The sequence below is a fragment of the Variovorax sp. J22R115 genome (assembly GCF_030317005.1).
Lineage (GTDB): Bacteria > Pseudomonadota > Gammaproteobacteria > Burkholderiales > Burkholderiaceae_C > Variovorax.
The window spans coordinates 160,478-172,275 of sequence record NZ_JASZYM010000016.1; the positions used below are offsets into that span (position 1 = coordinate 160,478).

The following is an 11,798-nucleotide window of genomic DNA, read 5'->3' on the forward strand; positions in this document are numbered from 1 at the left end:
GCAGCGCTCGGCATCCATGACGGAGTTCGTATTTCCTGCGCCTGCGCCGACCACCGTGCCGGTGGCCGGCAGCACGGCGGTTTTTCCCGTCGGGCGCGTGTACTGCATCGGCCGCAACTACCGATGGAGCCGGGACGAGCAGACAACGCCGCTTGTTGAAATGCCCGCCTGGTTCATGAAGCCCGCCAACGCGGTCGTGCCGGCGTGCGGCGTTCTGCCCTATCCCCCGTCCACCAGCGACTTCTGCCACGAGATCGAACTGGTCGTGGCCATCGGTCGCGGCGGCCGGGACATCGACCCGGCGCACGTGGAACAGCATCACATCTGGGGCTATGCCGCAGGACTGGACCTCACGCGGCGCGACCTGCAGACGCAAGCGAAGCATGCGGGTGGCCCGTGGGAGGCCGCCAAGGCCTTCGACCACTCGGCACCCTGCACGCCCATCGTGCCAGCCGAGGTTTGCGGCCATCCGAGACAAGGGGCCGTGTGGCTGGCCGTCAACGGCATCGAGCGCCAGCGCGCCGACGTGTCCGACCTCATGTGGCCGGTGCCCGAACTGGTGGCGATGCTGTCGAGGTCGGTGACGCTCGCGCCCGGCGACCTGATCTTCACCGGCACACCCGCAGGGGTGGGCCCGTTGCAACCCTGCGATGTCGTCAGCGGCGGCGTGGCGGGCATCGGCCAGTTCTCCATGACCGTGGAGCGCGCCCTTTCGACATCACCCCCAACAGGAGACTCTCTTTGAACACAAGCACCCCCAGGAAGATCGCCCTGGTCACCGGCGCTGGCAGCGGCATCGGCCGCGCAGTGGCCCTCGGCTTGCTGAACGACGGCTGGGCCGTCGTGCTGGCCGGCCGCCGTGCCGAGCCCTTGCAGGCCCTGGCGACCGAAGCCGAGGCGCGGGGCCAGACCGCCATGGCCGTGCCCACCGACGTGACCCAGCCCGACAGCGTGCAGGCCCTGTTCGACACCATCGATCGCAGCTTCGGCCGGCTGGACCTGCTGTTCAACAACGCCGGGGTGAACGCCCCCGCGATCCCGATCGACGAGCTGCCGCTGGAGAAATGGTTCAGCGTGCTGAACACCAACGTGACCGGCGTGTTCCTGTGCGCGCGCGCGGCCTTCGGCCTGATGCGCCGCCAATTGCCGCAAGGCGGACGCATCATCAACAACGGATCGATCTCGGCACACACGCCGCGTCCCTTCACCGCGCCCTACACCGCCAGCAAGCACGCGGTGACGGGCCTGACCAAGGCGCTGGCCCTGGACGGCCGTGCATTCAACGTCGTGGTCAGCCAGATCGACATCGGCAATGCGCTGACCGAGTTGTCCGAGCGCATGACACGCGGCGTGCTGCAGGCCAACGGCACCATCGCGCCCGAACCCATGATGGACGCGAGCCACGTCGCCGATGCGGTGCGCCACATCGCCGCGATGCCGCTCAGCGCCAACGTGCTGAACATGACCGTCATGGCCAGCGCCATGCCCTTCGTCGGGCGCGGCTAGCGCGGCCAGAGAACCCACCGACCGATCCACCCGCCAGAGGAGACTTCCATGAAATTCAAATCCCTGTTCCTTGCCGTCTCGGCATCGCTCGCCATCGTGCCGACCCTGGCATCGGCCCAGGCCGCTTACCCGACCCGCGCCATCAAGATCATCGTGCCCGCCCCGCCAGGCGGCGCCATCGACACCATCGCCCGCGTCGTGGGCGACAAGCTGGCCTTGTCGATGGGGCAGCCGGTAGTCGTCGACAACAAGCCCGGCGCCTCCAACAACCTCGGCACGGACGTGCTCGCCAAGTCGGCGCCGGACGGCTACACGATCGGCATCGTGGGCGGCAGCCACAACATCAACAAGTTCCTGTTCAAGAACCTGGGCTGGGACCCGGAGAAAAGCTTCGAGCCCATCGTCTACACCCACGAGGTTCCGCTGGTGTTCGCCATCTACCCGCAGATTCCCGCCAAGACCCTGCCCGAGTTCGTGGCCTGGATGAAGGCCAACCCGGACCAGGCCAAGGTCGCCACCTCCGGTCGCGGCAGCGCGCAGGAAATGGCGGCCGAGATGTTCCGCATGGCGAGCGGCACGCAGATGCTGCTGGTGCCCTACAAGGGCTCCGCCGCCGCCCACCCCGATCTGCTGGCCGGGCGTACCGCGCTGTACATCGACACGATCAGCGCCATCCAGTCGCAGGTGAAGGCCGGCAACGCGCGCGCCATTGCGGTGTCGAGCCGCAAGCGGTCGATGTCCCTGCCGGACGTGCCGACCGCGGAGGAACAGGGCCTCAAGGGCTACGACGCGAGCACGAATGGCGGCTTCCTGGCGCCAGCCGGCACGCCCAAGGCGATCGTCGCCAAGCTCAATGCCGAGATCAACGCGGCGCTGAAGATGCCCGACGTGCGGGCCAAGCTGGAGGCCGCCGGCATCGAGATCCAGGGCGGCACGCCGCAGGAGTACGCCGCGCTGATCAAGTCCGACCTCGCCAAGTGGGGCAAGGTCGTCAAGGAGGCGGGGATCGCGGCGGAGTGAGTCTGGCTACGGTCGTCCCTGGTCCGGCCTGCTGTAGTCGCAGACGCCCTGCGGGAAGATCTGCTTGAGCTTTGCGACGGACGCGGGGTCGGGCGCCCACGGCGCATAGGTGCCGTCCTGCAACGCCGTGTCCACGCTCTTCAGTGCGCACTTGTAGACCCCGCCTTCCAACGGCGCGCCTGCGACGATGCGCGAGGTGCTGAACAGCGGGAACGCGAGTGTGCAGGCGCCCTTCGGCTTGTTGTCGAGAATGCCGTCCCAGACGGTGGACCCCGAAGCGATCAGCTTGCCTTCGACGTCGAAGCAACTGTCCACCGCATCGGCCGGCCGGTTCCTGGCAATGCCCAGGAACGGATGAGCACGGATGTTCGCCATCCACTGCGCCATGACGTCGACCACGACAAGGTTCTTATCGGCCTTCGGCACCACTCCGGGCATCGTGTCGGTGAACCAGATCACCAGGTGATCACTGGTTCCCATCCGCTTCAGCACGCGCTGGCGTATCGCAAAGGACTGGTGCGCGTTGTGCATGTTGACCTCTCGCTCGAGGTACTGGCGGCTGTCGATGGTGGGCAGCGGCATGTGGCCGCTGAACACGAGCCCGGAGGTGTAGGCCGCCCGCATGGCTTCCAGGTTGCCCTGGGTGCGCGGCGCCGGCAGGTCCTCGGCCGGGGCGAGCGTCATGTTGCGCCGACTCCAGGGGTCGAACAGCGCGGGGTCCGCGACAACCATGGGCAGCGTGACCAATGGATTCAGCGGATAGCCCTCCTGCACCATGTCCCTCGGTTGCTTCCAACCGCCCACCTTGAAGTTGAGGTCGAGGAACTCCGCCGGCGTGATGCTGCCTTCCTTCATCGACATCAAGCCGTACTGGACACCGATGTTGTCCCACGTGTGGCGCGCGAAGCCATCGGCGTCGAGCCGATAGATGTTGCGCGCGTCATCGAAGTGCGTCCACTGGATGGCGGGGGGGATTGGGCCGACGATGTCGCTCTGCGGTACGTAGTTGTCCGAGTTGGCTGCGCGGCCGAACCACGGGTTCATCACCAGCGGGAAGGCGCGCCGCCAGCCGTTCACGCACTCGGTCGAACCGGTGGTCATGCTCGGACCGCCGAGGCCCAGCAACGGCTTGATCGCTGACATCGGGTCGGTCACCAGGGGCTCGCCGTTCATGCCCACCAGCAGCGTGCGGTTCTTGACGTTCTGCCACCGCACGTTGTTCCGGTCGGTCACGTCCATGTAATGCTCGAGCAACTCGCAATCGCCCACGCTGGTCACCTGCGACACCATGTCGGGGTAGGACTGCACAGGCAGCGCGGCGTCCAGGATACCGGGATGGTTCTGCGCCAGGATGTACTGCGCGACGGCACCGCCCGAGGCGCCAAGGCCCACGGTGTACGCGGGCACGCCGTAGCGCTCGATGAAGCGCTCCTTGGTCATCATCGCGGTCTCGCCGGCCAGCTGCAGGTTGTAGTGGGTGTTCGTGACGTTGCCGCTCGAGTGCGCGATGGCGTAGCCCCGCTTCAGGATTTCAGGCTCGAGCGAACCGCTCTGCACGGATCCTTGCGAATGGCCGACCCCGACGCCGCCCCCGAAGTAGTAGCCGAGGCGGCCGTTCCACAGGCTCGTGTTCGGGTGGGCCGGATCGTCCCCCCGTGGCACCAACATCGCGAAGCTGTAGAGGAAGCGATTGATGGTGCCGACTTCGCGGCGAACGATGAAGTCCACCGTGGTCCCGTCGGCCAGCGTGATCTGGGTCATGTCGGCCGGTCCCGTGTCGCCAGGCGGCAGCAATTTCCAGGTGTCGCCGCTCGCCCGGTACAGATAGGTCACGAAGCTGTCGATCGAGCAGTCGCGGCTGTAGCCGGCAATGGTGCCCCCTGCACCGAGCACGGTGTAGCCGGCCGGGGTGTCCGAGTCGATCTTCGGCTGCAGTCCGAATTGGTTCGTCGTGCAGACGAAGGGGTGCTGGTGGGGGCCGGAAAACATCGGGCCCTTGATCGGGTGGTTGGTGAGCCGGATCGAATCCGCGACGATGAGACCGTGCGCGAGACGGACCTCGAGCCTGTTGTCCCCGTCAATGAAGCCGCTGACGACGCCCTCCAGCCGCAACCCGCGCGAGACCAGCGCCTGCGAAGTCTTCCGGCCGTTGATCCAGATCTCCAGGTTGTGGTGCAAGCCGGGCGGCGCCCACACCTCGATGCGCGCATCGCCTCCCGATACCCACTGCGGTGCACTCGACACGATCCGGATGGTCACCGGCAGCAGCTTGTCGTCGCGAACGTCCCCGGACTTCGCGTCCAGCGCTTGCGCGGTCGTATCGGCAGGCACCGGGGTTGATGAGGGTTTCATGGACGACGCCAACCCGGACGAATCGCCGCTTCCACCGCCGCAGGATGCGACAGACAACGCAACGAGCAACGACCACGCAAAGCGTCGACGGCTCGATTCAACCCGCGTGCTGTTCATAAGCTTCTCCACGCCGGATGTGCATCCCTGCACTCCCAGTGTGTGCCGTGCCTTCGAAATTTCAAGGCCCATCGCGGTCGCCAAGGCCGGGGCAGGCATTGCACTCATTTACACATCCAACGGCGCCGCCGGTGCGTAGAAGTCTCGGGTACTCATTCAAGCACCCGGTCGCCCACGTCAATTTCCAGCCAGACAACCAGTTGAGGTGATGCCCATGAGACTCTCGAACCCATCCATCCAGTTTGGCGTGCTTGCCACCTGTGCAATTGCCGCCTCCAGCGCATTGGCGTCCAGTCACCGCGAGGCGCCCTCGATCACCGGCATGCCGAAGGTCGATGCCACCGACTTCTACATGTTCCGCAGCTACGAGGCCGGCCGCGAGGGCTTCGTGACCCTGATCGCCAACTACCAGCCCGACCAGAGCCCGTACGGAGGGCCGAACTACTTCGCGATGGATCCGAACGCGCTCTACGAGATCCACCTCGACACCGACGGCGACGCGGTGGAGAACATCACGTTCCGCTTCAAGTTCACCCACACGCTGCGCGACATCCAACTGCCCATCGCCGACAAGAAGGTGTCCATTCCACTGGTGCAGGCCGGCGCCATCTCGGCGCCGAACCAGCCGACCAGCAACCTGCGCGAGACCTACACGCTCGACATCGTGCGTGGCGACCGCCGCACGGGCCGGGTCGATCCGGTCTCGATGGCCGGCGGCGGCATGGTGTTCGACAAGCCGACGGACAACATCGGCGACAAGACGTTCGGCGGCCCGACCGGCTATGCCAGCTATGCGAACCAGCACCTCTATGCGGTCAACATCCCCGGCTGCGCCACGCCCGGCCGTGTGTTCGTCGGGCAGCGCAAGGACTCGTTCACCGTTGCGCTGGGCCAGGTGTTCGATCTGATCAACCTCAATCCGCTCGGCTCCACCAGCGCCAATCCTGACGCGCTCGCCAACCGAAACGTGACCACGATGGCGCTGGAGGTTCCGATCTCCTGCGTCACCACCGCGGCCAGCCCCATCATCGGCGGGTGGACCACCGCCAGCGTGCGTCAGGGCCGGCTCATTGCCAGCCCGCCGAAGAGCGGCCATGGCACGACAACGCTGAACGGCGGCCCGTGGGCGCAGGTCTCGCGCCTGGGCATGCCGCTGGTCAACGAGGTCGTGGTCGGGCTGAAGGACAAGGACAAGTTCAACAGCTCCAAGCCGAAGGACGATGGCCAGTTCGCCGACTACGTCACCAATCCGACCCTGCCTGCCCTGATCCAGACCTTGTTCCCGAGCGCCACCGCGCCCACCAACTTCCCGCGGACCGACCTGGTGGCTGCCTTCCTCACCGGCGTCGAAGGCGTCAACAAGCCTGCCAATGTCAAGCCGTCGGAAATGCTGCGGCTCAACACCTCGGTGATGCCGACGCCCAAGGCCAGGCAGAGCAATCTGGGAGTGCTGGCCGGTGACACCGCGGGCTTCCCCAACGGCCGCCGGCCCGGCGACGATGTGGTGGACGCCGAGCTGCGCGTCGCGATGGGGGCGCTGTGCGTGGCCACCGGTGCGCTCGATACGTTGAAGGTCGGGTGCAAGCCGGGCGATGCGCCCGCGGGCGGTGCGGCCTTGACCGACGGCGCGCTGCAGAGCCCCGCGCAGTTCCCGGACGTGTTTCCCTACCTGAACACGCCCCTCCCGGGCTCGCAATAAGGAGCACGACATGAAGCGCATGATCATTCGAATCGGCCTTCCGCTGGTGGCGGCGTTCGTCGTCGCCGCCTGCGGCGGTGGTGGTGGGGGCGGCGGCTACTTTCCGCCCATCGGCGGCATGACGCCGCCTGCGGACCCCGACACTCTCGATGCGTTTCTGGCCTATGTGAAGTCGCTCGTCGCGACCGCGCTGGACACGGCGGAACCCGCCGATGTGACGGCTTTCGATCCGCCGACGACCACGGACACCCGGGAACCCATCGCCACGCAGTGATGCGCACACTCCATGGCCCAACGGCCGGCCTCGTGCGATGCGGCCTGCTGGCAGCGGCAGCGCTGCTTTTGGCGGCCGGTGTGCCGCTCGGCGCCACACCGCGCGTGCCGGCCAGCGACGACACGATCGTCGAGACCCTGCCCGCCATCGCGAGCTGGTCGCTCGGGGAACGACGGCTGCGGCAGGCGTTGGCACAACGCCCGACTGACGAAGCCACCGCGATCGCTGCCGCCCAGTCCTACCTGGAACTGGCGCGAACGCAGGGCGATGCGCGCTACGCCGGCTACGCCATGGGCGCGCTGCAGGCGTGGGACGCGACAGCGGCGGCGCAGACGCCGCCTGCCGTGCTGGTGATGCGGGCCACGGTCGCGCAGTTCCTGCATGACTTCGATGCGGCCGAAACCACGTTGAAGTCGGCGCTGGCCCAGCAGCCCCGCAACGCGCAGGCCTGGATCACGCTGGCCACGATCCTGCGCGTGCGGGGTCGCTATGCCGAGTCGGACGCCGCGTGCCGGGCGCTGGGCCAAGCCGGCTCCGCGCTCTATGGCCTGGCCTGCCTGGCCGAGAACGCCGGCTTGCGTGGTGACCATCCGTCAGCACGCGACACCCTGCGCGGCTTGCTGGCCGATCCGATGGTGCAGGGCGCGCAGCAGGCGGGCACGCGCCAATGGCTGCTTACGAGCCTCGCTGAAATCGAGGAACTCGCGGGTCGCCCAACCGCGGCCGAAGCCTTCTACAGACAGGCGCTGCAGGCCGAGCGCTCGGGCTATCTCCTCATCGCGTACAGCGACTTCCTGCTGCGCGAGAAGCGACCTGCCGAAGTACCTGCGCTGCTCATCAAGGAGCCTCGCAGCGATGCGGTGCTGCTGCGGTTGGCGATCGCCGCACGTCGGGCAGCCGGCATGGGCATCGCTCGCCAGGATTCCGAGGAGTTGCGCGCCCGCTTCGACGCGGCCGCGCTGCGGCCGGGATATGCCGAAGCGCATGCACGCGAAGGTGCCTTGTTCGCACTCGACGTCGAGGGTGACGCCAAGCGAGCGCTCGACCTCGCCCGCGCCAACGTCCGCCTGCAGCGCGAGCCGATCGACCTGTTGCTGCTCGCACGCGCCGCCGCCGCGGCCAACGACGAAGAAGCGCGCAGCGAGCTCAGGGCGTTGATGCAACGCACGGGGTTGCGCGATGCGCGTATCGACGCCGTTCTTTGACATGACGACCGGACACGCGCGGTGGATGCGCTGGATGAGCGCATGCGTGATGGTCTTGCTGTTCACACTGTTGGCGGCCGGACCGCGCATGGCGCATGCGCACAAGGCCAGCGACGCCTACCTGCAGATGCAGGCCGCCGGCGATGCGATGGACCTGCGCTGGGACATCGCGTTGCGCGACCTCGATGCAGTGCTCGATCTCGACCGCAACGGCGACCGCCAACTGAGCTGGGGCGAAATCCATGGCCGCATGGACGAGATCCGCGCCTATGCGCTAGCGCGCCTCCGGCTGCAGCAGGGGCGCTGCGCCTTCACTCAGGCTGCGCCGCCGGCGGTGGACGATCGCATCGACGGTGCCTACCTCGTCTTCCAACTCCAGGCCCGGTGCGATGCCGCGACGGCGCTGTCGATCGACTACCAGTTGTTCCGCGAGGTCGACCCCACGCACCGCGGCCTGCTGCGCATCACGACGCAGGCCGGCAACGATCCGCTGGTGCGTTCGCTGGACCCATCCGGCGGCCCGGTCACCCTAGGCTGGCCTTCGGCTTCGCGCGACGGCGGGCAGGGTGCGAATCCGGCGGATGCTGCGTCGCCCGACGCGAGCCTGTTTCGCGATGGCGTGCATCACATCCTGATCGGATATGACCACGTGCTCTTCCTGATCTGCCTGCTGCTGCCCGCAGTGCTGCGCCGCCGCGCCGGCGGCGGCTGGGAGCCTGTGGTGACCTGGCGCGAGGCGGTCTTGCCGATGCTCGGCATCGTGACGATGTTCACCGTCGCGCACTCGATCACGCTGGCACTGGCCGCGCTGAACATCGTGAACATCTCGCCGCGAGTGATCGAGCCGGCCATCGCGATCACGATCCTGCTCGCCGCGGTCGACAACATCTACCCCGTGCTGCGAGGCCGGCGCAAGCTGTTCAGCTTCCTGTTCGGTCTCATCCATGGCTTCGGGTTCGCCGGCGCGCTGGCCGAGATGGAGCTTCCGACGCGGGGCTTCGTCCTGGCGCTGCTGCAATTCAATCTCGGCGTGGAGGCGGGTCAGCTCGTCGTCGTGTTCGTGGCGCTCGGCGCCTTGCTGGCGATGCGCCACTGGCGTCGCTACGAGCCGGTGCTGCTGCACGGCGGGTCGACCGCGGCGGTCCTGATCGCGGGGATCTGGTTCATGGAGCGGGTCTTCGACCTCAAGGTGCTGCCGTTTTCCTAGACCCTGACGAACGCCATGCGTCGGCGTCGTCACCGCTGCAACGCTTTGAGCTGAAGCAGCCCGTCATCCGTCTGGAACGTGTCGTCGCTGGTCTTGACGACGCTTTTTCCCGTCGCAAGGCGGTATTCGGTGGCGACTTCGCGTGGAACGCCCGCGACCTCGCCGGGGCTCGCTTCGAGGGATTCGGTGTACCGCACGACCACGTGCCGCTTGCCCACCTGATCGGTGACCTCGATGCGCTCGGTTGGGGCTTTTTTCCTGTGAGGCATTTGCTTCCTTCCCAAGGTTGAGCAGTTTCCACTGTGACGCAGATCGATGACTGAATGCTGACGCCTCAGCGCCCACGAACCCGCGCCCACAGTGCCCGCAGCCTGCGGGCGCGGTCTTCGAACAGATACGAGCCCGCCAGCGTGAAGAGGCCGGAGACGATGCCCGTCACCAGGGCCTCCAGACGAGGGAAGCCGTAGTGCCCCGGATGGGAGAAGGTGTCGCCGATCATCGTCAGGATACCGACGAGCAGCGCGTTGCCATAGCGGTTCGCGAAGAGCCTGGTGGCCGGCGTGAAGGTCAACAGTACCGCGAGCAGGCCGGTGAACAGGCCTGTCTGCAACGCGAGCGTCCAATGGGGAATGCTCAGGAGATTGCCGAGACTTCCGGGCATGCAGGTCATGCAGGCGCTGGTGGGCTGCCAGAAGCGCTGGACGAACAGGATGAAACGACGCTTCCATGGATTCGGCATCACGCGATCCCGTCAATGCACCGATCGGCATCGTCTCATATTCGACCGCGACGGCTCCAGGGCGTCGCCGGCTCACAACGACGCCGTCGGAGCGCGTGCACACTGACGGAGGCACCGACCACAATCGGGCAGGAACGGCGGTTGCAGCGAGTGGCGTTGCTTCTGCTCAGGTGCCCTCCTCCTCTTTTCTTCTCCGGTTTGCTTTCCTACTTCTTCGTTCTGGTCGTCGGACTGGTTGCCGGGTGCGTCAGCGGCATCATCGGGACGGGCTCATCGCTGCTGCTCCTTCCGATCCTCGTGTACCAGTTCGGGCCCAAGCATGCAGTGCCCATCATGGCGGTCGCGGCGGTGTTGGGAAACATGGCTCGCGTTGCGGCCTGGTGGAGCGAGATCGACTGGAAGGCCGTGGCAGCCTACGCCATACCCGGGGCGCCGGCTGCCGCTCTTGGTGCGAGCACGATGCTGGCGCTTCCGTCTTCGGTGGTGGAGGCCATGCTCGGAATCTTCTTCCTGGCGATGATTCCGCTCAGGCGCTTGCAGGCGCGACTGGCGTGGCGTCCGACCCTGTGGCACTTGGCACTTGCAGGCGCCTTGATCGGATTCCTTACCGGCCTGGTTCTATCGACTGGACCGCTCAGCGTGCCTGTGTTCACCGCGTATGGTCTGGCCTCCGGGGCTTTCGTTGCGACCGAGGCTGCCAGTGCGCTGGTCTTGTACGTCAGCAAGGTTGCGACGTTCAGGCAACTGGGAGCAGCGCCGGTGGAGATCCTGCTTCAAGGGGGCATCGTCGGGGCTTCGCTCATGGTGGGTACGTACGGAGGCAAGGCCGTACTCAAACGCTTGGAAGTCAGCACGTTTCATCGCATGCTGGATGCGCTGATGCTGGTCTCCGGATTTGCGCTGCTGTGGAGAGCAGTTCAGTGAAGGCCGGCATTGTTCTTGGCTCAGCCGCTGCGCCGCAAATCGATGCGATGGTGGCCTTGGCAACTTCCAGGCGGCGCTCGCATTCCGCATAGACCACTGCCACCAAGACTCGTACCTCCTTGGAGTTGGTTGCGGAGTCATCGATGCGCGTCGCCCGCCATGAATCGACGAGACCGTGAAGGCATGCGGCGGCTTGGTAGACCTCCAAGCTGCGCCGCGGTCGCCGCCCGCCCGGGCCGCCGTGCGACTTTCGCCTTGCACCGCGCAATCAACTGGAGGCCGCGAGCGCCTCGCGCATAGCAAGACCATGGGTGTGCGGGGAAGTTCCGAGTCTCAGCCTTATCGGATGGAAATCGAAAATCCGGCTCACCGTTCGGTAGCGCACAGACAGCTTCCCTTGTTTGACTAGCATTGCGGCCAGGGACATTGAGACAACTTCCGAGATTGACGGTGGTCGCCGCAGTCCTGAAATGGATTTGTGATGAAACTCAGCCTGCTCGATCTGCCGTGGTGGGGACTCGTGCTCGTCACGCTGGGCTTGACCCACGTCACCATCGCAGCGGTCACCATCTTCCTGCATCGACATCAGGCGCATCGAGCTCTGGAGCTTCACCCCGCCATCAGCCACTTCTTCCGATTCTGGCTGTGGCTCACCACCGGCATGGTGACCCGGGAATGGGCGGCGATTCACCGAAAGCATCACGCCGAATGCGAAACCTCGGAAGACCCCCACAGCCCGCAGTTCCACGGCATCA

General features: G+C 66.4%; 13 protein-coding genes. 10 read left to right on the plus strand and 3 right to left on the minus strand.

From position 1 onward, the window contains the following. The first annotated feature begins 16 nt into the window (after positions 1-16). Genes QTI04_RS26550 through QTI04_RS26560 form a run of 3 tightly spaced genes read left to right on the plus strand, consistent with a single transcriptional unit; the run spans position 17 to position 2,526 of the window. Entirely contained in the window at positions 17-745 is a 729-nt protein-coding gene (locus QTI04_RS26550; RefSeq protein ID WP_286618150.1) for a fumarylacetoacetate hydrolase family protein, read from the plus strand. Beyond that, a complete protein-coding gene (locus tag QTI04_RS26555) occupies positions 742-1,506 on the plus strand; it encodes an SDR family oxidoreductase (RefSeq protein ID WP_286618151.1) in 765 nt (254 codons plus the stop codon). The genes QTI04_RS26550 and QTI04_RS26555 overlap by 4 nt, the downstream gene beginning before the upstream one ends. 48 nt (positions 1,507-1,554) lie before the next feature. After that, positions 1,555-2,526, plus strand: a complete 972-nt coding sequence (locus tag QTI04_RS26560; RefSeq protein ID WP_286600583.1) for a tripartite tricarboxylate transporter substrate binding protein — start codon at positions 1,555-1,557, stop codon at positions 2,524-2,526. 6 nt (positions 2,527-2,532) lie between these two features. Here QTI04_RS26560 and QTI04_RS26565 read toward each other — a convergent pair whose 3' ends face one another. Continuing rightward, on the minus strand, positions 2,533-4,878 hold the full coding sequence (locus QTI04_RS26565) for a DUF6351 family protein (RefSeq protein WP_286618153.1): 2,346 nt from the start codon (positions 4,876-4,878) through the stop codon (positions 2,533-2,535). Between QTI04_RS26565 and QTI04_RS26570 the strand changes: the two genes are divergently transcribed. The 5 genes from QTI04_RS26570 to QTI04_RS26590 all read left to right on the plus strand — a co-directional run bounded on the left by QTI04_RS26570 (position 4,877) and on the right by QTI04_RS26590 (position 9,380). Then, on the plus strand, positions 4,877-5,134 hold the full coding sequence (locus QTI04_RS26570; RefSeq protein WP_286600578.1) for a hypothetical protein: 258 nt from the start codon (positions 4,877-4,879) through the stop codon (positions 5,132-5,134). The genes QTI04_RS26565 and QTI04_RS26570 overlap by 2 nt on opposite strands. 75 nt (positions 5,135-5,209) lie before the next feature. Further along, the gene (locus QTI04_RS26575; RefSeq protein ID WP_286618155.1) at positions 5,210-6,694 is read left to right on the plus strand and encodes a DUF4331 domain-containing protein; all 1,485 of its coding nucleotides are present in this window, start codon (positions 5,210-5,212) and stop codon (positions 6,692-6,694) included. A 10-nt stretch (positions 6,695-6,704) separates the two neighbouring features. After that, positions 6,705-6,968, plus strand: a complete 264-nt coding sequence (locus QTI04_RS26580) for a hypothetical protein (protein WP_286600575.1) — start codon at positions 6,705-6,707, stop codon at positions 6,966-6,968. Beyond that, positions 6,968-8,173: a hypothetical protein gene (locus QTI04_RS26585; protein ID WP_286600574.1), complete on the plus strand. Its 1,206-nt coding sequence runs from the start codon at positions 6,968-6,970 to the stop codon at positions 8,171-8,173. The genes QTI04_RS26580 and QTI04_RS26585 overlap by 1 nt, the downstream gene beginning before the upstream one ends. A gap of 34 nt (positions 8,174-8,207) precedes the next feature. Then, complete coding sequence (locus QTI04_RS26590; protein ID WP_286618156.1) at positions 8,208-9,380, plus strand: HupE/UreJ family protein; 1,173 nt, start codon at positions 8,208-8,210, stop codon at positions 9,378-9,380. Positions 9,381-9,409: 29 nt separating this feature from the next. Here QTI04_RS26590 and QTI04_RS26595 read toward each other — a convergent pair whose 3' ends face one another. Beyond that, positions 9,410-9,649: a hypothetical protein gene (locus QTI04_RS26595; protein ID WP_286600572.1), complete on the minus strand. Its 240-nt coding sequence runs from the start codon at positions 9,647-9,649 to the stop codon at positions 9,410-9,412. 65 nt (positions 9,650-9,714) lie between these two features. Continuing rightward, the gene (locus QTI04_RS26600) at positions 9,715-10,119 is read right to left on the minus strand and encodes a hypothetical protein (protein WP_286600571.1); all 405 of its coding nucleotides are present in this window, start codon (positions 10,117-10,119) and stop codon (positions 9,715-9,717) included. A gap of 198 nt (positions 10,120-10,317) precedes the next feature. Between QTI04_RS26600 and QTI04_RS26605 the strand changes: the two genes are divergently transcribed. Further along, positions 10,318-11,043, plus strand: a complete 726-nt coding sequence (locus tag QTI04_RS26605; RefSeq protein ID WP_286618157.1) for a sulfite exporter TauE/SafE family protein — start codon at positions 10,318-10,320, stop codon at positions 11,041-11,043. Positions 11,044-11,524: 481 nt separating this feature from the next. Further along, a partial coding sequence (locus QTI04_RS26610; protein ID WP_336621906.1) for a fatty acid desaturase occupies positions 11,525-11,798 on the plus strand: 274 nt, incomplete at its 3' end.